The 21,981-nt window shown below is 50.4% G+C and carries 19 protein-coding genes and 1 other RNA gene; 16 read left to right on the top strand and 4 right to left on the bottom strand.

Annotated elements, in window-relative coordinates; translation table 11 throughout:
- Positions 1-14 precede the first annotated feature (14 nt).
- From FK220_RS02245 to FK220_RS02215, 7 genes are all read left to right on the top strand, one after another.
- Entirely contained in the window at positions 15-1,127 is a 1,113-nt protein-coding gene (locus tag FK220_RS02245) for an Sb-PDE family phosphodiesterase (RefSeq protein ID WP_152572649.1), read from the top strand.
- Positions 1,128-1,206: 79 nt separating this feature from the next.
- A complete protein-coding gene (locus FK220_RS02240) occupies positions 1,207-1,842 on the top strand; it encodes a hypothetical protein (protein ID WP_152572648.1) in 636 nt (211 codons plus the stop codon).
- A gap of 110 nt (positions 1,843-1,952) precedes the next feature.
- Complete coding sequence (locus FK220_RS02235; protein ID WP_152572647.1) at positions 1,953-2,243, top strand: winged helix-turn-helix domain-containing protein; 291 nt, start codon at positions 1,953-1,955, stop codon at positions 2,241-2,243.
- Between the two features lie 49 nt (positions 2,244-2,292).
- A complete protein-coding gene (locus FK220_RS02230) occupies positions 2,293-2,748 on the top strand; it encodes a Coq4 family protein (protein ID WP_152572646.1) in 456 nt (151 codons plus the stop codon).
- 20 nt (positions 2,749-2,768) lie between these two features.
- Positions 2,769-4,169, top strand: a complete 1,401-nt coding sequence (locus FK220_RS02225) for a DUF4153 domain-containing protein (RefSeq protein WP_152572645.1) — start codon at positions 2,769-2,771, stop codon at positions 4,167-4,169.
- Positions 4,166-4,456, top strand: a complete 291-nt coding sequence (locus FK220_RS02220) for a hypothetical protein (protein WP_152572644.1) — start codon at positions 4,166-4,168, stop codon at positions 4,454-4,456. Before FK220_RS02225 ends, FK220_RS02220 begins: the two co-directional genes overlap by 4 nt.
- Positions 4,457-4,474: 18 nt before the next feature.
- Positions 4,475-5,146: a DUF1361 domain-containing protein gene (locus FK220_RS02215; protein ID WP_152572643.1), complete on the top strand. Its 672-nt coding sequence runs from the start codon at positions 4,475-4,477 to the stop codon at positions 5,144-5,146.
- On the opposite strand, the gene FK220_RS02210 is transcribed toward FK220_RS02215, so the two are convergent.
- On the bottom strand, positions 5,127-5,390 hold the full coding sequence (locus FK220_RS02210; protein ID WP_152572642.1) for a hypothetical protein: 264 nt from the start codon (positions 5,388-5,390) through the stop codon (positions 5,127-5,129). The genes FK220_RS02215 and FK220_RS02210 overlap by 20 nt on opposite strands.
- Positions 5,391-5,563: 173 nt before the next feature.
- Here FK220_RS02210 and FK220_RS02205 point away from each other — a divergent pair, with 173 nt between their 5' ends.
- Positions 5,564-5,941 carry a ribosomal maturation YjgA family protein gene (locus tag FK220_RS02205; protein WP_152572641.1) on the top strand — a complete coding sequence of 126 codons (378 nt, stop codon included), beginning with the start codon at positions 5,564-5,566 and terminating at the stop codon, positions 5,939-5,941.
- A 25-nt stretch (positions 5,942-5,966) separates the two neighbouring features.
- On the opposite strand, the gene FK220_RS02200 is transcribed toward FK220_RS02205, so the two are convergent.
- Positions 5,967-7,172, bottom strand: a complete 1,206-nt coding sequence (locus FK220_RS02200; protein WP_152572640.1) for an NAD(P)-dependent oxidoreductase — start codon at positions 7,170-7,172, stop codon at positions 5,967-5,969.
- A 336-nt stretch (positions 7,173-7,508) separates the two neighbouring features.
- On the opposite strand from FK220_RS02200, the gene ssrA reads away from it, so the two are divergent.
- Positions 7,509-7,906: a transfer-messenger RNA gene (gene ssrA / locus FK220_RS02195) on the top strand.
- 809 nt (positions 7,907-8,715) lie between these two features.
- On the opposite strand, the gene FK220_RS02190 is transcribed toward ssrA, so the two are convergent.
- The gene (locus FK220_RS02190; protein ID WP_317168298.1) at positions 8,716-9,981 is read right to left on the bottom strand and encodes a BamA/TamA family outer membrane protein; all 1,266 of its coding nucleotides are present in this window, start codon (positions 9,979-9,981) and stop codon (positions 8,716-8,718) included.
- A gap of 47 nt (positions 9,982-10,028) precedes the next feature.
- The gene (locus FK220_RS02185) at positions 10,029-10,499 is read right to left on the bottom strand and encodes a nuclear transport factor 2 family protein (protein WP_152572639.1); all 471 of its coding nucleotides are present in this window, start codon (positions 10,497-10,499) and stop codon (positions 10,029-10,031) included.
- A gap of 349 nt (positions 10,500-10,848) precedes the next feature.
- Between FK220_RS02185 and FK220_RS02180 the strand changes: the two genes are divergently transcribed.
- Genes FK220_RS02180 through FK220_RS02150 form a run of 7 tightly spaced genes read left to right on the top strand, consistent with a single transcriptional unit; the run spans position 10,849 to position 21,933 of the window.
- Positions 10,849-12,306 carry an efflux transporter outer membrane subunit gene (locus FK220_RS02180; RefSeq protein ID WP_152572638.1) on the top strand — a complete coding sequence of 486 codons (1,458 nt, stop codon included), beginning with the start codon at positions 10,849-10,851 and terminating at the stop codon, positions 12,304-12,306.
- Positions 12,307-12,310: 4 nt separating this feature from the next.
- The gene (locus FK220_RS02175) at positions 12,311-13,519 is read left to right on the top strand and encodes an efflux RND transporter periplasmic adaptor subunit (protein WP_152572637.1); all 1,209 of its coding nucleotides are present in this window, start codon (positions 12,311-12,313) and stop codon (positions 13,517-13,519) included.
- An 8-nt stretch (positions 13,520-13,527) separates the two neighbouring features.
- Positions 13,528-16,701 carry an efflux RND transporter permease subunit gene (locus FK220_RS02170; protein WP_238718870.1) on the top strand — a complete coding sequence of 1,058 codons (3,174 nt, stop codon included), beginning with the start codon at positions 13,528-13,530 and terminating at the stop codon, positions 16,699-16,701.
- Positions 16,702-16,722: 21 nt separating this feature from the next.
- The gene (locus FK220_RS20235; RefSeq protein WP_152572636.1) at positions 16,723-17,673 is read left to right on the top strand and encodes a helix-turn-helix domain-containing protein; all 951 of its coding nucleotides are present in this window, start codon (positions 16,723-16,725) and stop codon (positions 17,671-17,673) included.
- A gap of 12 nt (positions 17,674-17,685) precedes the next feature.
- Positions 17,686-19,188 (top strand): serine hydrolase domain-containing protein, encoded by a 1,503-nt coding sequence (locus tag FK220_RS02160; RefSeq protein ID WP_152572635.1) that lies wholly within the window; start codon positions 17,686-17,688, stop codon positions 19,186-19,188.
- Positions 19,178-20,539 (top strand): serine hydrolase, encoded by a 1,362-nt coding sequence (locus tag FK220_RS02155; RefSeq protein WP_166204741.1) that lies wholly within the window; start codon positions 19,178-19,180, stop codon positions 20,537-20,539. The genes FK220_RS02160 and FK220_RS02155 overlap by 11 nt, the downstream gene beginning before the upstream one ends.
- A gap of 5 nt (positions 20,540-20,544) precedes the next feature.
- Positions 20,545-21,933 (top strand): serine hydrolase domain-containing protein, encoded by a 1,389-nt coding sequence (locus tag FK220_RS02150; RefSeq protein ID WP_152572633.1) that lies wholly within the window; start codon positions 20,545-20,547, stop codon positions 21,931-21,933.
- Positions 21,934-21,981: the final 48 nt, after the last annotated feature.

The following is a 21,981-nucleotide window of genomic DNA, read 5'->3' as shown; positions in this document are numbered from 1 at the left end:
TAAACCATCCTGCCATGAAAAATCTTCTTTTGCCCATTAGCTTTCTGCTGTTTTCTTGGCTCCATGCCCAAGAGCATAGCCACGGGGGTGCTACGGCATTGACCTATCCCGATATTGAAGGATATATTACCTTGAAAACCGATCTGCATATGCATTCCGTTTTTTCGGACGGCAACGTATGGCCCACGATACGGGTCATGGAGGCCTTACGGGAAGATTTGGACGCTATCTCGCTGACCGAACATTTGGAATACCAACCCCACAAGGACGATATTCCCCATCCCGACCGCAATCGGGCCTATCGATTGGCCCTGGAAGAGGCAAGAGAACATGATTTGTTGATCGTCCCGGGTTCGGAAATCACTCGGTCAGAGCCGATAGGTCACAGCAATGCGGTCTTTATTACCGATGCCAACCACCTATTGCACGATAGCCCTGAGGACGCTTTTAGGGCGGCCAAGGAACAAGCGGCCTTCGTTTTTTGGAACCATCCGGCATGGTACGAACAAAGCCCTACTGGAAATCCTATTTTGAGCGATTTTCAGAAAGAACGCATCAAAAATGGGGAATTACATGGTATCGAGGTCATCAATACCCATGATTATGCGGAGGAATCCCTTGCCTTGGCCTTGGAGAATGATTTGACGATCATGGGCACCAGTGATGTACACGGGCTTATCGATTGGGACTATACCGAAAAAGGAAACCATCGGCCCGTTACCTTGGTCTTTGCCAAGGAGAAAAGCCTCGAAAGTCTGAGGGAGGCCTTATTTGATGGCAGAACGGTCGCAGTGTTCAATGAGTTGCTTGTAGGCAAATCGGATTTCTTGGAACCTTTGCTACGGGCGAGTATCGAAGTGGTGACCGCCTCCTACATCGAGGATACCCAAGTATTGGAGGTAGTATTGAAAAATAATTGTAGCAGCGATCTGCTTTTCGAAAACCAAATGCAGTACACCTTCTACACCAAAGCGCCTATCTTTGAAATCGGGGCGGGGGAGACTTCCACCTTACGGATCAAAACCTTGGAGCGTTTGTCATCCGTTGATTTGCGGTTGAAGGCTTTGGGAGCGTACACGGCACCCAAGCAACATCCCGTTGTATCGTGGAAGATACGGGTTGAATAACCCCCTGTCGGATTTTTTCAAACGAATTGTTGCGCGTTTCGGTTTTTAATTTAACTTTGTATTTCAAAGTACTTTCAATATGGACTCAAATAAATATTTGGAGGATATTTCCGAAATCAAGAATATGATGAGCCGTTCATCCCGGTTCATTTCCTTAAGTGGGCTATCGGGTATCATGGCGGGAATTTATGCACTCATAGGGGCCTATTTGGCACATGGTATAATGACCGATGCAGGCAGGGACTACTTTTCCGGTAGGGCGGATGTGACGGGTTCGGACGCGCTCCGGATCGATGCATTGTATGGGATTGCTATTGGGGTATTGGTGGCCGCGGTGGTGACGGGAATCATACTCACCATTCGTAAATCTAGAAAAAGCGGGGAAAAGATATGGGACGTCTCCAGCAAACGGTTGGTACTGAATTTTTTGATTCCTTTACTGGCCGGTGGGGTGTTCTGCCTCGTATTGATTCAATACGGGATTGTTTGGTTGGTGGCGCCCGCAACCCTAATTTTTTATGGGTTGGCCTGCGTGAATGCCAGCAAGTACACCTTGGGCGATATACGGTATATGGGCATCGCCTTTATCGTCCTCGGCTTGATCAATACCCAATTTATAGGATACGGATTGTATTTTTGGGCACTCGGATTTGGGGTTTTTCATATCCTCTATGGTGCGATCATGCATTTTAAATATGACAAGACATCAAGTTGACCAAGTAGCAGTTACCCGTGTAGTGACCCTAGGGGTGTTTTGCGGATTACCTCGCGTCACCTAAGGTTTAAAAATGAATAAAGGGATTCCCGCCTCGACGGGAGCGTACTATGAGTTTAATAGACAACATCAACAAGGCTTTTGACCATCGGATCCGGTTGGGTATCATGAGTATTCTCATGGTGAACGATTATGCCGATTTCAATATGCTAAAGGAGCTTTTGGAGGTGACCGACGGTAATCTCGCCAGTCATACCAAGGCCTTGGAGAAAGAAGCCTATATCAAGGTGGAAAAACAGTTTATCGGGCGTAAGCCCAATACTCGGTACGCAGCGACGGCTTCCGGGAAAAAGGCTTTTGAAAAACACATCGAAGCCTTGGAAAAATTGATTGGGAAATAATTTTTTTATGTATGTACTTTGAAATACAAAGTACTTTTAAAACTGAATCATGAGAGCACTGATTTTGGAAACCTTATACGAGCGGAGTAAAGTGCCTTATCAAAAGTACCTAAAACAAAATGAGGTGTGGAATGTTTCCCTGAGGGAGTTGTTGCGATACCCGTCGACCAGTCTTGGCTTTCATTTGGCCTGTTTTCTGTTGCAGCACAGTTTTGAGATGCAGCCCAAGCTCGAAAGTCACGATGTGTACCACGTACTTACGGGAACCGGTATTTCAGTGCCCGAGGAAATCAGCATGCAGTACTACCTATGGGGAAACGGAAAAAGGAGCCTGTACCTGTACGCCGTGATTGTTTTGGGCACGTTGCTCTACCCCGACGAATTCAAGCGCTTCAAGAGCGCTTTTCGAAGGGGCAGGAACGCCCTCACCTTTCATCAGCTCGACTTTCAAAAACTCTTGCATCAACCTATCGACAGGATAAAGACCACTTTTTTAATTCAATAAACATTTAAAATAAATCCACTATGAACATTCATATCAAATGCCTGCTGTCGGCAATCGCCTTTAGCCTATTGTTCTACAGCAAAAGTCTCGGCCTCAATCTATTTTTGATTTCCATATTGGTCGTTGTACTGGTCACCACGGTCTCCAAAGCGCGTCCCCCTGCATGGGAGTTTGCCAGCGCCTATATCATTACTTCCTTTTTTGTCTTCCTGAACCCCACGGGCTTCACCATCTTCGTCCATTTTATGGCTTTTTTGGTATTTGTGGGCAAATCGATTTCCAAGGAAAGTTCGCTGTATATTTCCTGGTTGTTGGGCGTCATCAATATGATGGTGGCATCCTTGGCCCATCTCACCATCCACCATGGGGACGCCCCAAAGGAAAGTAAAAAACTGTCCCCAATCCTTTGGAATCGAATCAAGGGCGGTTTTGCCGCTTTGTTGTTGCTATTGGTTTTTGGGTTGCTCTATAAAAATGCCAATCCCGTTTTCGGCAATCTCCTCGAGCGGATAAATTTGGATTTTATCAGCTTTCCTTGGCTATTTTTTACCGTATTGGGATACGTTGTCTTCCTACATCTTCTACGTCCTTATGAGGCCCTGCAACTGATCGAGTTTGATCGTTCGCAAGGGAATGTCCTGGAAAAACCGACCGAACTTGTGTTGATCGGTAGCAAGAAAGAATTACAAAGCGAAAATACCTTGGGTGGCATGGTGTTCTTTGCGCTCAACCTGCTATTGGTTTTCTTTTTGATCACGGATATCATCTATTTACTGCAGGAGAATGTGCTTACGAATTCCGACTATTCAAAATCGGTACATCAAGGGGTGTATGCCTTACTGTTTTCCATACTATGCGCCATTGGGCTTATCCTCTATTTTTTTCGTGGAAACCTCAATTTTTACGGGGGCAATCGACGCATCAAAGCATTGACCTTCCTTTGGATAGGTTTGAACGTGGTGTTGGTCGCTTTTACGGCTTACAAAAACTATGCGTATGTAGAGGCATTGGGGCTCACCTATAAGCGCATCGGGGTATTTGTATATCTGCTGCTGACACTGACCGGTCTGTTGACCGCCTACATCAAAGTGGCCAAGGTCAGGAATTTCACTTTTTTGGTCCGAACCAATATCGCTACGGTATTTGGTTTTCTGATCATCAGTGCCGCCATCCCATGGAACCAAACCATTACGCACTATAATCTCGGGAGTATCGGAAATCCCGATTTGGAGTATCTGATCCATCTGGGGTCCAATAACAGTACAGCACTTCATCGATTTTTGCAGGAACATCCTGAAACGATTCCCCCGGATAGCAGGAAAGCCATTGAGGAAAAGTACCGGTCGTTCGTAAACGAGCAGTACGAAAAGACCTGGCAGGAATACAGCTTGGATAATCTTGTAAATGCCGATTCCAGATGAGGGCTTATTTTAAGAGCGGTTTGAATCGGGTCGCCTTACGGATTGCACAGGTCTCTTTTGCCGTTGGCACGCTATTTTTTTTGATCTATTTGTTCGCACCCGTTGACCCGGTCATTCTCTGGGGAATTGTTTTTCTGGTTCTCTTTTTCGGAGTGTATGCGGTCTTGGTGATGACGCTATTCATCAATCTACTGGTGCATTTCAAGGATTTCGAGGAGCACTTGGTGGCCTTGGTGCTCTCGCTCCTCAATCTCTCGATAGCTTTCTTATACCTGCAGCTACTATAAACACTTAAAAACAAATAAATGAAAACACTTTTAGCAAAAAACAGGGCATTGTATCTCAATTTGATGTTGTCCACGGCATTTGCCTTGGCACTCCTCGTATTTCGGATACAACTGACCCAGACCTATTTTTATCTTTTTTTGGTATGGAATCTTTTCCTTGCCGGAATTCCCTTTGTCATTTCCCAAGCCTTGTGCCATGGCCGTTGGTTGCGAAATTCGAAACTACTGGGAACCGGTAGTTTTCTCATTTGGCTGTTGTTTTTGCCCAATAGTCCGTATATCATCACCGACTTGGTGCATTTACACGACCAAGCATCCCATTTGCGGTGGTTCGACCTCTTTCTGGTCTTTGTGTTCGCCCTAAACGGATTGGTTTTTGGCTTGTTGTCCCTGCTGGATATATATGGGCTACTGGCGGAACGATATGACAGGACCGTTGCTTCCTATTCGCTGTTCAAGATTTGTCTACTAAGCGGATTCGGGATTTATCTAGGACGGTTTTTGCGTTTTAATTCCTGGGACATCGTGACTAAGCCTACCACGTTGTTTCATCAGGCCTGGTTTAGTATGAAAGAGCCCAAAATGTGGTTGTTCACGTTGGCCTTTGGCGGATTTCTATGGATTTTGTTCACGTTGCTCCGGGCCTTGTTGAAGCATAATGAAGTGGCGGTCAGCAACAGTTATGATTGATCTCGGTCTCGAAATCGGCCTCGATCAATTGCCGGAATCGGGAAGGGGTCTTGGGGGAGAGCGCGATTCGCTTCGCCACCATATCGACCTCAAAATGGAAACAGGAAAAGTCGCCCTGACACTCCTTTTCGACCCGATCCATCAAGAATCGGGTGATTTTGCGTCGTAATTGGTATTCCAGCTCAATGCAGAACTTTTTGAGCTGCTCGTCTGTGGTTTCGTTAAAGGTCCAATGGAAATTCACAGGTGCTAATCAAAGGAAAAACAATATACGGCATTCTTTTGAATTGAAAGCCCCACAGCATCAATTTTTGGCAGCGGGCAAAAAACCGCCATGAAAGGGAGGAAAGATGTTTAAATTTTGGAATGCATACACCTCCTTGTCACTGATGGGAGGAACTTAATGGGATTCAACTTATGATACGATTTGTGTGTAACAAAAAGTACCTGCTCTTTTTCATATTGCTTTTCCTTATCGAAGCGGGAATTGCCTACTTTTTAAAAAGTGGCTTTATTCGTTATACCGTGGGGGATTTTTTGGTGGTCATCCTGCTCTACTGTTTTTTGAAGGGCTTTTTGAAAGGAAATTCCCGGGCCATTGCGCTCGTAACCTTGGGTATCGCCTATACGGTCGAGTTTTTACAAGCCACCAACTTTCTCGGGGTATTGGGTTTGAAACAGCATCAGTGGGCCCATCTCGTTTTTGGAAACAGTTTTAGCATTCAAGATCTGGTCGCTTATACCTTGGGAATTTTGCTTGTTATTTATCTGGAAAACCGTTCACCGGATCACTAGCACTTCCCATCGAACACGGTACCCATTACTCCTTCCCATCCACGTAGTCCTGTAGATAGGCATAGTGTTTGGTGAGTTGCCCGTTGCGGGTCATTCGGGCACGTTCGAGCACCCCGTCTTTATCGCCATTGAAAAAAGCGGGAATCACGTGTTTTTGAAACGCTTCGGCAAAGCCCACACTGGCGTCGCGCGGCAATTCGCAGGGCAGGTTGTCCACCGCCATGACGGCAATGGCCTTCATGTCGCTATAATCGGTTTCCGATTCGGTTTCGGGGTCATAGCCGTAGACCGGTTCTTCGATGGTCGAGGGGCGAATGGTGGTCGCGACCGGTCCGTCGATATCGCAACTGATATCGGCTACGACGCTGATATGGAAGTCGGGCTGTTTGACATCCTCCCTTGTATAGAGATAGGGAGCCCCTTGCCCGTAGAAATGCCCGGCAATATAGAAGTCGGTCACCTTGGCAAAGCGGAAAAAGTCGGACCGATAGTCTTGCGGATTTGCGAAAAAATCGGCTTTGTTCCCACGAACGCCGTCCTTGCGTTTATTGTATTCGGAGGCATCGATCTGGCAGTAGACCGGTTCGTCGAAGGTTTCTTCCAGGTATTCGCCTACGTTCACCCTACGGAGCTTCATGGCATCGAGCATTTCCCGTGCACCGTTGCCCACGCGACCGCGACCCGTAAGAAGTATCTTGATATTGGGCAGCTCGATTTTTTGGAGTTCGGCGATGAGTGCCTGTTGGTCGGCAAGGGTTTCGGCCTTGGGCAATTCGAACAGCCGATGTTTGAGTCCGTAGGCCCGCACCCCGTTATAGGCACCGACGATGCCGGCATAGCGACCGAAGGCGACCAAACGGATCCCTTTGGAATTGGTGATCAACTCGTGGTCGTAGAGTTCGATGTTCTTTTGTAGGACGGCCTGTAGCAGGCTTCGGTTATAGGGTTGTTTTTTGATGGTATGGGAAAAGAAAAAGTATTTTTTGTCGGGGATGAGGTGCTCGATGGGCACTTCCTTGACGCCCAGGAGTACGTCGCAATCTTCCATTTTGGGAGCCACTTCGATGCCGGCCGCCACGTACTCCGCATCGGTAAAGGTGCGGATGGGGGAGGGCTCTACGATGATTTCGGCTTCCGGGAAGGTGGTCAGGACTTTTTGGCAGGCGGTGGGAGAGAGCACTACACGGCCATCGGGCGGGTTTTTGCGTTCGCGGATGATTCCAAATTTCATGGACAACTATTTGGTATAAATTTTGCTCGAAAATACATGGAATTGTAGCGATAGGCAAAGTTTTTGTTAACTTCGCAATCCTTTTTCGAAAGGCGCGTTAGGGATAGCAGCGATTACCCCGGACCCTTCGTAGCTCGCGTGCAGCGGGAGCGCGGCAGGGGAGGAGTAAAAGCGGATAGCCCGGTACCCCGAAGCTCGAATGAAACGAGAGCGAAGGGGGTAAACGCCCGAATACGTTCTTTGAAAAAATACAATGTGTGAAGAAGGCCTTGACCGAGCTCGCGAGCGTCAGGGCACAATTCGTATACGGTAAGCACCACTTACCTAACGCATTACGGGGCCGACTGGTTTTGACAGCGAGACCAATGGTGATGTAAGCATGCCGAGCGCTGGGATACAGCTCGTTAATCTCATATTTCACACTTTTAATTGGCGATAATAACTACGCTCTTGCCGCTTAATCTGAATTATAGTAGGATTTAGCCTCGTCTCCGCAAGGCGGAGAAGCGAGATGTCCCTGGATAGCCCTTGTTGACGGCGATCCATTCAGGGGCACCATAAAAGTCAACACAAGGCCGTTAGCGCTTCGATAGCGGCACCAAAACGTAAGAAGCTAAGCGTTCGTTAGGCCGTTTCCGGTCAGGCGTGCGTCGAAAACCAAACGGAAACTAAGCATGTAGAAAGCATTTTCGTTGCTTGTTTGGACGAGGGTTCGAATCCCTCCGGCTCCACTTCAAAAACCACCTTCGGGTGGTTTTTTTCGTTTCGCCGTCGGGATTCGAATGCCAGCGCGCCATCTCGCGCCATCGCTAAAAAGGTCCACCGGACCTTTTCTTCACGCTCGGCCGTCTCCGGCTCCACCTACGCCCTCCATAGCTTCGGGTTTACGAGAAGCGACGGAGGGCTTTTTAATCATATCTACAAGTCTCACCTTCCGAACCGTCGGGCTCCGGTGGACCTAAGTCAACGTATCACGATCAACATTTTTATTCATTCATCCTCCGAAGCTCGGGCAAAGCGAGTGCGAAGGAGGACCTCCTTCCCGCACATTACCTTTACCTGAAATAAATCAAACGATTTTGCCCAAATTACGCCAAAATCCCTTAAAACTCCACCATGACCCTTCCCTATGCCGTATACATTCTCCACTGTGCCAACGGCAACTACTACACCGGCTTTTCGGCCAATCTACACTAACGCATCAGGGCACATGAACGTGGCGAGGTCAGTTTTACAAAAGATAAGCTACCCCTGAACCTAGTTCATGTTTCCTTCTTTGCCGACAAGCAAAAAGCGTACGAATTTTAGCGTTATTTAAAGTCCGGCTCTGGCATAGCATTTCGGAACAAAAGACTGGTTTGATGTAAATAGTACGCCCTCCGAAGCTTGAACAGAGTGAAAGCGGAGGAGGGCTTTTCATTTGTGATGTAGCCATTTGCGGATAATGGTCAGTCCGAAAGCCTCGTATCACGCTCTTCTTCATATGTGATACCCATATGCCTCGGGGTTTGGAATCGTTGTTTCCGGATAGTGGGGGCTCCACTCAAAAGGCCTCTGCGATATCCAGGTATAAATTGTTCGATGCCTCCCCAAAACCCCAGTCGAGACGAATATTCAAATTCTCGCTTCGATCCAACAAAAATCGAAGGCCAATCCCAAAATTGGGTCGAATATTCCCGAGTTTGAAATCGCCGAGGTTGCTATTGACATCCCCACCACCGACAAATGCCACCATCCCGTAGCGAGAGTCACCAAAAGTAGTTCGATATTCCAGTTGTCCCGCCAAGAGGGTACGGGCAACATACCTTCCTTCCCGGTACCCGCGCAAGATTTCACTTCCCCCGAAGAGACCGAGCTCGGAAAAGGGTACCTCGCCCTGGGAAAAATGCCCGATGAACTGCACCGCCAGCACATCCTTTTTATTTTTAAAGGGGGTAAAATAGTGCCGCAGGTCAAATCTGGAAAGCTCAAAGTTATGGGTGCCCCCCAAGACCTTACCGTAAAACCCATGGGTAAACTCAAAATACCAACCACTATTGGCGTTCAAAATATTGTTGCGACTATCGTAGAGCATCGCGAACTCCGCGCTCATAGAGGTAGAGCCCTCGTAGCCGAGCGGCTGCTCGGTTTCCAGAATACCGCCGGCTTCGGTCTGGACATCGAAAATTTGATTGTATCGTACGCCCGCACCGACAAATAGATAGCGAAAAAAAGCCTGTTTTAGGAAAATCGGTTCCACCAAGACCTGCACATAATTATACTCCTCCTTGTTTTCCTTGGGGGCATCCCTTCCAATACCGTAAAATAACCTGGGATAATTTTGAACGAGCACGTTGCCTTCGATGACCCATTCCTCCTGATTGGTAAAAACCTCAAAACCGGAGAATAGCACAAATTGATTGTTCAGGGTATATTGTAAGGTCGCAGGCATATTGGAAGTGCGGGTCTCGGGACCACTGCCATTGAATTTAAAAAGGTATTTGGCGCCCACGCCGATTCCAAGACTTGTTTCGGGAGAATAGGAAATGACGGGTGCGGCCACCAATTTGGCTAGGTAGCGTGAACTGTCTTTTTGTACCTTCCTTTTGTTAGGGTAGAAGGTGAAGATGTCCTTGAAATCCTTAAAATCCTGTCCGTACGCGAGTGGCGTAGCCATGGGCAGTAAGAAGATGGCGAGCAAAACAACTCTCAAAAATATCGGATACAACATAGGCATGCTGGTGCGTTGGATTGGTCGGGTGGTTGAACCCCTGGACTGGTCGGGTAGTGCCGTAAAAAGCGAGCGCCATCCCTCGGCTATTCGAGGCATCACGGATTCATCCAAGGGACGGCTGGGAAATTTCCGGTTCGGGGAAATCAGGATAATTTTTCCTTGACCGTTTCTATCATATTTTGGATGCCCTGACCCATTTGAACGATCCATTTGCCACTGGGATCGACGGTAATCTTGTGTTCCGCAATTTTCCATCCCTCCGCCGTGCGCTTCAGCACGTCCGTAACCTGCGAGGTCGCTACGGCAGCAGGAATAAGGCTCGCTTCGATGACCAACATCAAGTGCTGCGTACGTGCGGTATCCCCCTCAAAATCGGTTACGATATGATTCAGCATCAAATGTCTTTTTTTTCCAGGTTCCCCCGCGTAGATTTTTTTCAAATCCTCTTCCTGATGGTCGGGGCGCATGCTAAAGTCGCCACTAATGATGGCATCATCGGTGCAACAGGCCAGGGCGGCCTCGACATCCTTTTCATCATTGGCCAAGTAATAACGGGCTATCAACTCATTGATTTCAAAACGGTCTTGGACCGATATGCGTGTTTTCGTCTCCATAATTCCTTTTTTTATATAGTCTTCTTACTGATTCCATAAAATTAGCGACACACCCGGTATCCGAATTGCACCATTTGTAAAAAAAATGAATCCATTTGCCCCGAACACCCCCCTGAAAGTGTCTTTTTTTACTAGAAAGTTTGTTGAAAACCCCTTTGTTGATACACGCTGGCATCGTCACAGCGGCCTTCGTAGCTATGGTGGCCCGGGAAAGTGGCGGCACGGGGTCCGATGTTGATTTTCCTTACGGGGTCATTTCTTGTCTGCCATAGACGGTGTCGATATCCGTATAAATTATTCCCTTTTTGTTTCCTCAAATATTCCTTGGAAAGCCTTATTTTAGGGAGTGATGAAATACCGCCAACCTTCATGCAACGCCTTAATACCTTTTCGACTGTACAAAGGGGTTACTCTTTTGGGAAGTCGCAGGCCCCGTTTAGTTTTTTTCTTGGCAGTGGTACTCTGGCTTTCTGCCTGCTCTCCCAAATTTTCGAACGTGGCCTTGCCGCTGGATGAGGTGCAGGATTTTTCCCATAAGGGGATAGCCGTTTTGGAGGATAGGTGGTGGACGGCCTTCGGGGATGAGCAGCTGAATCGATTGATCGAGGAGGCCTTGGGGTCCAACCTTGACCTTGCGGCCACCTGGCAACAATTCGTCGCGGCAAAGGCAGTGGTACGGGGGCAGGCTTCCATCAAATGGCCCCAGTTCGATGCCTCGGCCCAATCCGCGATCAACTTTCCCCAAAACGACTTTAGGGGTGGGGAAAATATCCAATTGGGCCTATCCACTTCCTATGAAATCGATTTGTGGGGTCGGATCCGCACCGCGGTACAGGCCGAAAAGTTCCGGGCCGAGGCGAGCCTCTACGACTACCGTGCCGCCGCCATTTCCCTTTCCGCCGAAATCGCAAACACTTGGTACCAATTGCTCGCAGCGAGAAACCAATTGCGGATCACGGAAGACCAAATCGCGGTCAATCAGGATATCATCAAATTGATACGAAGCCGGTTCGTTGGCGGACAAATACGGGCGGTCGACATTTTGCGACAGGCGCAGTTGCTGGAAAGTACGAAGGAACAACAGCTTATTTTTAGTACCAACGTGCAATTGCTGGAAAACCAATTGGCGGTGTTGTTGGGCAAACAACCCCAGGAAACGATCGACTGGGAGCAGGGCGAGCTTCCTGCCATTCCGGAACTTCCCGAAACCGGACTGCCCCTGGAGCTGGTACGCCGTAGGCCGGACATCCAACAAACCTACGCGCTATTGCTGGCGGCGGATCGCGACATGGCCTCGGCGGTACAGAGCAAATATCCCAGACTGAACATCAGTGGCCGCGGTCAATTGCGCGCCAATAATTTTGCCAACCTTTTTGAAAACTGGGCCTACTCCCTTGGCGGAAACATCCTGGCCCCCTTGTTTTATGGCGGGCGCCTCAGCGCGGAAGTAGACCGCGCCCAGGCCATTAAGGAACAGCGGCTCTACCAGTACGGACAGGCCACCCTGGTCGCCTTCCAAGAGGTGGAAAACGGGTTGGTACGGGACCTGATGCAGAAAAAACGATTGGAAACCATCGACCGCCAGTTAAGGCTAGCCGAAAAAAGCAATAAGCAGTTGCGGGTGGAATTCCTAAACGGTTTTAGTCCCTATTTGGATGTGCTCATCGGCTTGGATGGTGAGCAGCAACTTCGACGGGATTTTGTAGCCGCCCAAGCACAGCAGGTACAGATTCGCATCGACCTGTACCGGGCCTTGGCCGGAGGTTTTGAAACGGAACGGGAACTGGAAATCGAAGCGGTAAAATAAGGGTATGAGCACGAAAAAAATTCTATTGATTTGTTTGGGAATCTTGCTGGCGGGCATCGCCATCACGGTCATTATCTTTTCCACCGAGCCCGAGGCACAGCGGGAGGGCGCTACCTTGGAAACCGCCATGCTGGTCGATGTGGTCCCCGTGGAAAAGGGCACTTTTGAGCCCGTAATTGTCGCCACGGGCACCGTACAACCGGTCGAGGACGTAATTTTGAGTCCCTTGGTGCCGGGGCAGATCATTCGTAGGGACCCGGCCTTTACCCCTGGTGGATTTGTCAAGAAGGGCCAGGTACTCCTGCAAATCGACCCGGCCGATTACCGCAATACCCTTGAACTGCGAAAAAGCGAACTGATGCAATCGCAAAGCGCGCTGGATACCGAGATGGGGCGACAGCAAATAGCGGTACAGGACCTGCAGCTCATCGCCGATGATTCCCTCTTTGGGGATAATCCGCTTTCCGAGGAGGAACGCCAATTGGTACTGCGAAAACCACAGCTTACCGCCGTACAGGCGACCATTGGTGCCTCGAGGGCCGCCATGGAACAGGCGCAATTGAATCTGGCACGGACGACCATTCGCGCCCCTTTCGACGCCCATATTTTGAGCCAAAACGTGACCAAGGGCTCCCAGGTGGCACAGGGGGACAACCTGGGCCGTATTGTGGGCACCGAATATTACTGGGTGACCGCTACGGTTCCGGTGGCCAAATTGCGATGGTTGCAATTTCCGGGGAACGATGCGGAAATGGGTTCGCCGGTACGCATCGAAAATTCGACGGCCTGGCCGACCGGGGCATTTCGAGAAGGGTTTTTGGACAAGCAGATCGGGGCCTTGGACGGGCAAACGAGACTCGCCCGGGTGTTGGTCAAAGTGCCCGACCCCCTGGCCAATACAAAAGAATCCAAGGGCCTGCCCAAACTGATGATCGGTACTTTTGTGGAAGTGAACATCCAGGCGAACCCGATTGAGGGGGTCGTGCGCCTCGACCGGGAGTATGTTCGGAGCAATGAGACCGTTTGGGTGATGAAGGATGAAAAACTGGAAATACGGGAGGTAGCAATCGAACTGACCGATGACCAATATGCCTATATCAGCCAAGGATTGGACGATGGGGACCAGGTGGTCATCACCGACCTAAGTACCGTCAGCGAGGGTATCGGATTGCGCACGGAAGAGAAAACGGCCGACAACAAAGCACCGCAATAAAAAATAGAATGGCGAAGAACGAGAACATGGAACAGGGAAAACCTAGAAGAGAGGGAGCGATTGCCTATATGGCGCGCAATTCCATTGCCACCAACCTATTGATGCTCATTTTGTTGGGGGGCGGTATTTTTACCATGTTCACCATCCAGAAAGAGGTGTTCCCGGAATTCCAACTGGATTTTGTAGAGGTCTCCGTCGTCTATCCCGGTGCATCCCCCGCGGAGGTAGAGCAGGGTATCCTTCAACCGGTGGAGGAGGCCGTACGGGCCGTCAACGGTATCAAGGAAGTCGTTTCCGAGGCCAATGAAGGCTCCGGCCAGGTCACCATCGAACTGGTGGCCGGTACGGAACGGATGAAGGCCTTCCAGGATATCGATCAGGCAATCAATCGCATCCAGACCTTTCCCGACGATATCGAACGGCCCCAAGTAGCCTTGCAAAACCGCCAACGCGACGTGCTCCAAATAGGCCTTTTTGGCAAGGCGGACATTTGGACGCTGCGCCAACTGGCGGAGCGTTTGCGGACCATCCTCTTGAACAACCCCAAGATCACCCAGGTAGAACTGGGTAATGTGCCCGAATACGAGACCCGTATCGAAATCCCCCGACTCACCCTCCAAAAATACAACCTTACCCTGGGCCAGGTGGCCGATATCATCGAACAGAGCAGCAGCGATGTGCCCGCAGGGGCCGTGCAGACCCAAAGTGGGGAAATATTGCTGCGCATGCAGGAACGTAAGCAGTGGGCGGACGAATACGGGAACATCACCATTATCACCTCCCAGGATGGGGCGAAGGTCGCCCTCAAGGACATCGCCCGAATCACGGATGGGTTCGAGGAGGTCGGCTTCCATGGGCAATTCAATCAGCAGAACTATGTAGAGCTTCGTATTTTCCGGATCGGCGACCAATCGCCCCTGGAAATCGCGGAGGCGGTGCAGGCCATTTTGGATGACTTTCAACTACCCCCGGGGATCCAATACCGAACGGATAGCAACCGCGCCGAGGACTATCGGGAACGGCTCTCCCTGCTGACCGAAAACGGGGTGCTCGCCATCATTATCGTGCTGATCATCCTGACCCTCTTTTTGGAATACCGCCTGGCCTTTTGGGTGATGATGGGGATGACGGTCTCTTTTGTGGGGGGAATGATTTTACTCCCTTTGATCGGCATCAGTGTCAACATGATTTCCATGTTCGGCTTTCTGGTGGTGCTCGGTATTGTGGTCGACGATGCCATCGTCGTGGGCGAAAACGTGTACGAATACCGGCAAAAGGGCATGAGTCCCATGCAGGCCGCCATTGCGGGCACCAAGGATGTTTCCCTTCCGGTCATCTTTAGTATCGTAACCACCATCATCGCTTTTGTTCCCCTGTTGTTCATGCCCGGGGAAACTGGAAAGTTCTGGCAACCGCTCCCCGCCGTGGTCATCGTTATTTTGGCCGTTTCGCTCCTGGAGGCCTTGTTCATTTTGCCTTCCCATTTGGCCCATCTCAAGGAGGAAAAAAAGAAACGGAAGTGGCTGGTATTGTTGGAAAGGTGGCAGCGTTCCTTTGCCCAGGGATTCAACAACTTTGTGGAACAACGGTATCGCCCCGTCCTTGATAAATGTCTGCAGTACCGCTATATCACCCTGAGCGCCGCCGTGGCCCTTTTATTGATCGTCGGGGGCTATGGCTATAGCGGGCATATGGGGATGATCGTGATGCCGGAGGTCGCCGCGGATGAAATCGAATGCGGGGTACGGCTGCCCGTGGGCACGACGCCCGACCAGGCCGCCAAGGTGGCGAATGCCATTTCGAATGCGACCCAACGGATGTTCGAGGAGCATAACCTCTATGAAGTGGCCGAAGGTATTAAGACCAATGTACGGGGCCAGAACTTTATCGACGTGGAAATCGTGATGCTACCCCCAGACCAGCGCGATATCACCGCCGGCGAAGTGATTGCGCTATGGCGCGATAATATTGGCGATATCGAGGGGGTCGACCAGATTACCTTTGAGGCCGAACGGGGTCCCGGGGGTGCACGGCAGGCCATAAGTATCGACTTGAGCCATTCGGATATCGACGTATTGGAACGGGCAAGCGCCGCTTTTGTCCAACGGATGAAGGCCTTTTCCAACACCCGCGACGTGACCGACAACTATAACAAGGGCAAGATGCAGTACGATTTTAAGCTTTTGCCCCAGGGACGCAATTTGGGACTCACCTCCGATGCGGTCGGCAGACAGGTGCGAGACGGTTTTTTCGGAGCCTTGGCGATGCGGCAGCTGCGGGGTATGAACGAAATCGAGGTACGGGTCAAATTGCCCTTGGAAGAACGAAAGGACATCAAGAACCTGGAGGATTTCCTGATCCGCACCCCCGACGGTATCGAGGTGCCCTTGATGGAAGTGGTGGAAGTACAACAGCGCGAAGCCTTTAGTAGCATCAACCGCCGGGACGGACGCCGCGTCGTGAACGTGGGGATGGATGTGGAACCCGCCAATTCCGTAGGTCGGGTGTTGGAAACGGTGCAGGAAGAGACCCTGCCGCAACTGCGGGCCGATTTTCCGGGCATTACCTGGACGTTTGAGGGAAGCCAGGCCGATATGCGGGAAAGTACCAACACGCTCCGGGCCGGATTTTCCATCGCCATGCTCTTGATCTACGCCCTGCTCGCCATTGCCTTTAGCAGCTATACCCAGCCGCTGATCGTCATGACGGCCATTCCCTTCGGGATCGTGGGGGCGGTTATCGGGCATATTTTGCTGGGCTACGACCTTTCCTTGGTGAGTTTGATGGGGGTCATCGCCTTATCGGGGGTGGTGGTGAACGATTCCCTGATCATGATCGACTATGCCAACAAGCGCCGCAAGGAAGGCCATTCGATTTATGAAGCGATTCACGAGGCGGGGCTCCGTCGGTTCCGACCCATTGTGCTGACGACCATGACCACCTTCGGGGGGCTGGCACCGATCATACTGGAGACCTCCAGCCAGGCCTTTTACCTGATTCCCATGGCCATCTCCCTAGGATTCGGGATTGTCTTCGCCACGGCCATTATTTTGGTCATCGTTCCCTGTTTGTACCTCAGCTTGGAAGACCTGCGCCTCCTGTGGGAAAAGGGACGCACCGTAGAACGGGTAGACGTGTTGGAGACCTCGGAGAGCGGTCCGCAGGTAGTGGCGGATAAGTGATGCATTCGTAAATAGCTCCTGGTGACTGTTTTCAGTGCGCCCTTGATTTTTCATCTTTTTGAAATAGTGTCCCAAAAAGTGCATGGAACGCCCTTTGGAGGTATCAGCCCGTCGCGAATATGTATTTTTGGGACGCGCATGGACTATAAAACCCTTCATTTTCATCAAGAGCATTTCTTGGCCCCCTTTGTGGAGTTGGGCTATGTGATGTCGAATTCGGAAAAAGCCCTCGAGTACAAAACCATCACCAATGGGGTCATCGGGTTGGGGGTCATATTGGATGGAAATGCCTATATCAAGGAACGGGGGCAATGGACCACCATCCCCCGCTTTTCCATTTTTGGCATGAGCGACAAGTCATACCAAATAAAGCTCAGCGCCGCCTACAAGGAAATCTCGGTCGGTTTTAAACCCTATTACTTCAATCTGTTCGTCAAGGAAGGATTGAACGAATTCACCAAGGGCAAGGTCATCGATGCGGAGTCCGTTTTCGGGAGGGATGCCTTGCATCGCCTCTTTGAAAAAGTACGGAATGAACCTTCGCAACAGCTACTCGCAACGTATTTCTCCGATTTTTTTCAAAGGCAATTTTTATCCAAGAAAACCAATCAAAAGGTATTGTTCGCTACCAAAATGATTTACCAGGACGATGCGAACAAGGTAGATGACATCGCTCAAAAACTCAACGTTTCCACCACAACGGTCCGAAACCTGTTCAAGCACCACATTGGGGTGTCGCCCAAGGAACTGATCAAGATTACCCGTACCCATCGGGCCTTGAACTATCAGAAAAAACAGGTGCAGACGCTCACCGAACTGGGACTGCAACTTGGCTATTTTGATCAATCGCACTTTATCAGGGAATTTAAGGCCATCGTAGGGGTGTCGCCCAAAACCTATTTTAAGAGTGAAAAGCTAGCTTTCGATTTTTACAATTATGGAAGATGGTTATCCGATAATTTTGCGGAATAAACATCATTTGGCATGCGCTTACTACTCTTTTTCCTCTTGATATGGGGCATTACGCCGGTTTTTTCCCAATCCGGATCGACTATCAAGACCAAAATCCGTCACATTTTGGAAGCCACCGATACCCCGGGGGCCGCAGTGGCCATCGTACGTAACGATACGCTGCTTTTTTGTCAGGGTTTGGGGTATCGGGATATCGAAAAAGAGTTACAGGTAGATGCCCACACACGCTTCCCTATAGGGTCTAGTACAAAGGCCTTTACGGCAGCCCTGGTCGGTATCGCCCAGGAGCTCGACTCGCTCGATCTGGAGCGCTCTCCCCGCGCTTATTTGGAAGAAGTGACATTCAACACGGAAGAAATGAACCGGAATAGTACCATCAGGGATATGATGAGTCATCGCACGGGGCTTCCTAGACACGACCTGTCGTGGTACCTGTTTCCCGAAACGGACAGGGATCGGCTCGTGGAGCGATTGCAATACCTACAACCTTTTGCCTCCGTTCGACAGCGCTACCACTACAATAATTTTACCTATATGCTCCTCGGCTATTTGGCCGAAAAAAGATTGGGAGCAAGCTGGAGCCGGCTTATCGAGAAACATTTTTTTTCAAGCCTGGGTATGACGGAATCCCTTGCCGAAATGATTTCAGACCCTAACGGCAATACCGCCATCGGTTACCAAACGACCTCGGTCGGAAAATGGGCACCCATGCCGTATTATGATTTAAGGGGGATGGCCCCGGCAGGAAATATCAGCAGCTCCGCCAGCGATATGGCCCAATGGTTACGCTGTTGGTTAAACAATGGTAAGTTCAACGGAAAACAGGTGTTGCCGGAGGCCTATGTGAAGGAGGCCATCAGCTCGCAGATGGTGATGCGCCCGAACCTGCCTGACGAGGAGTTCCCTGACCTTTTCTTTTCCAATTACGGTTTTGGATGGATGCTGAGCGCCTACAAGGGTCATTACCGGGTAGAACACGGTGGGAACATCAACGGTTTTTCGGCCAATGTCTGCTTTTTTCCAGCCGAATCCTTGGGCATCGTGGTCCTCACCAATTTAAATAATTCCGATGCGCCCTATCTCATACGCAATACACTGTCAGATCATTTCTTAAAGGCCGACACGACCGACTGGCTCGCCTATTTCCAAAAGGAAAAGGAGGAAAAAGAGGGGGCTGCCTCCCCGGAAACCGCGTTATCCGATCCCCAAAAATGGGCACCACTGGATATTTCCGGTTCCTATACGAACAAGGGGTATGGGACCATCACTATCAAAAGACTCGAAAATGGATACCGTGCTGTTTTTCCAATCGGGGCGTTTCCTTTGGAGCGCACCGCCACAAAACACTTTCAAGGGCAACCGGAGCGGCAAGCCACAATCGATTCCGAAACAGTGCCGCCGCTCGTCTTGGAGATTGATACCGATGCAAATGATACGATTCAAGGCATCCATATTCCAATGGAGCCCACCCTGGAACCCCTTTATTTTTCAAAAACAATATCCTATGAACGGTAGAATTTCGCTTGTGTGCCTGCTACTCTGGTGTAGCTCCTGTACCGAGAATCCCAAAAAAATGGCTGTTTCCGACAGCCCCGAAACGCGCTTTGAATCCCTCGAAAAAAAGGTGATCGACTGGCAACAGGAGCTCCATATTCCCCATGCGGGCATCGGCATCATCGAAGAGGGGGAAATCGTTTTTAGCAAGGTCTTGAGCCCTCGGGATTCGACCCCAAACCAACAACTGCTTTTTAATATCGCCTCCATCACCAAAGTCGTTTTCGGGACCACGGTGATGAAGCTGGTGGACCGGGGGCAGTGGGACTTGGATGCACCCCTCTATCCCTATCATGTGGACGAGGATGTAAAGGACGACCCCCGGCATAAAGAGCTCACCTCCCGGGATGTGCTCAGCCAGCGTTCGGGCTTTGTCAACTGGCGTTGGAACCATCCCACCGGAAAATTGACCTTTGATTTTGACCCGGGAACCACCTTTAACTATTCCGGGGAAGGCATGGAGTACCTCCGGCAAGCCATCGAAAAACGATACGGCACGGTGATCGATACCCTTGCGGACACCTTGCTTTTCAAGCCCGCCTCGATGCCCGACACACGCCATTCTTGGGACGGAACGGCAAATTGGGACCGGTTCAGCCGCTTTTATGACGCCCAGGGAAAGGAGCATGTATTGGACGATTACAGTTTTGAGGGGCAAGCAGCCGACGATATCATGACCACCGTCGACGATCTGACAAATTTTGGGCGCTATGTCCTAAATGGGGCAGGACTGCGTCCCGAAATCTTTGAGAAAATGGTCACGGCCCAGACTGCCATCAACGACAATCAGGACCAAGCATTGGCATGGCGGTTGATCCGGAACCTGCCGAACGGGGAATATGCCATCCACCACGGAGGCAACGACATTGGGGTGGCGACCTTGCTGGTGCTGCTCCCAAAAAGCAAACGCGGCATCGTCGTGATGACCAATTCCGATGCCGGGCTGGTGCTTTGCAACAATGTAGTGCGGGAGGTCTGGGGCGAGGGCACCGAAATCATCCATCGTGCCTATCGGAGCGGTTCCATGGATGAGATCCCGAAGGCGGTGCCCGTGGAGGCGGAGTTGTTACTGACCTATGAAGGGGTGTACGAACAGCCTAGTGGGAGAAAGGTGACCATTTCGGCCAAGGAGCAAAGCCTTTTGATGGAGATGCCGGGCGTGCCCAATTTTCAGTTGTACCCCCAATCGGATACGGAGTTTTTTCTAAAGGATTTCGACCCCATCATCGCCTTTTCAAAATCGGAGGAGGGCGACCCGGTGCTTGAGATTATCGAAGGGGAGAACACCATTGTGTGTAAAAAAATAGAATAATTACCATGAAGAAGGTACTCCCTTCCCTATTGTTGACCTTGGCATGGACACTCTCCATCAATGCGCAGCAACTCCCCTTGCTCGATACCTACGTAAATCAATTGACGGCCGGGGAGAAATCGTCGGGGACCCTGTGCATCGCCCATAATGGAAAAACGATTTACGCCAAAAGTGTTGGGTGGGCAGACAGGGAAAACAACCGTCCCATCGACCTGGAAACCAAATTCCTGATTGCTTCGGTGGCCAAACCCTTTACCGCCTCGGCCATGTTGTTGCTGGCCCGTGATGGAACAATTGAACTATCCGACCCCATTTCGCGCTATCTTCCCGAATTGGAGGCCTACCAAGACGTGACGATAACCCAATTGCTGAACCACACCAGCGGCATCAGCGGTTTGTATGGTGAAGGGACTATCTTGGAACAGCCGTCGGCCGAACAGGTCAAGACCAATCGGGATTTGGTGGCCTTTCTTGCCGAACAGGAACGTTTTAAAGACTTTGAACCGGGGGCGAAATACGCCTACTCCAATACCAATTATGTGCTGCTCGCCTCCATCATGGAGGCGGTCACCGGACAATCGTTCCAAGAATGGATGAACAAGCACCTCTTTCTACCCCTGGGACTTGACGACACCGGCATCATTTCGCTGCAACGGTCCCGCTTGGGGCTTGAAAATAGTGCCGTGGGCTATGTCTATTCCGATTCGCTGCAGGCCATTCTACCGGCCGACGAAGCGCCCGAAACCAGCGAGCTGTTGGCAAGCAATGCCGGACTCTTGGGGCAAGGGTCCATGTACAGCACCGTGAAAGACCTGGTCCGTTGGACGCAACACACCCAAGGCGATTTTTTTACCAAGGCCGAAAAGGCACTGATTTTCTACCCCGAACCCTCCGGGGAACGGTTGACTTATAGCTATGGTTGGGATATAGAGGTCGATGAAGAATTTGGCCGTATTGCCCAACACAGTGGGCGTTGGGGCGGTTGGAATTCCAATCTGGAACATCAGATGGAGCATCATATCACCATCGTATACCTCAGTAATCTGGAAGGGGCCGACTACGAATATCCCGACTTTCAAAAGATACGACAGATCGTGGCAGGCACCTATTACGACCTGAACGACACCAATCTTCCCCGGTACACCGGTAAGTATGAAACAGTAGAAGGCAAAACGGATGAACTGATCGCCAGGGATGGCCGGTTGTACAAAAAGTACCGCTCGCTCGAATTGGAGCTGGTTCCCCGCTCCAAGACCCGGTTCGAACTCAAAGGCTTTGCCCCGACGGTCACCTATGTTTTTGAATTCGGTGACGATGATACGGTGGTCGGCTCCAGAATGACACAGGCGGAAACCGGAGTGGATGTGAAGTACCGTAAACTCCCTGAGGAATGAACCGAGACCAGGCTTGCCCCATAAAGAAAGGTCGAATTGGACCAAAAA

The sequence above is a fragment of the Pelagihabitans pacificus genome (assembly GCF_009371985.2).
Lineage (GTDB): Bacteria > Bacteroidota > Bacteroidia > Flavobacteriales > Flavobacteriaceae > Pelagihabitans > Pelagihabitans pacificus.
Note: the sequence above shows the minus strand (reverse complement) of the source record. Positions and strands in the feature narration are given on the sequence as shown.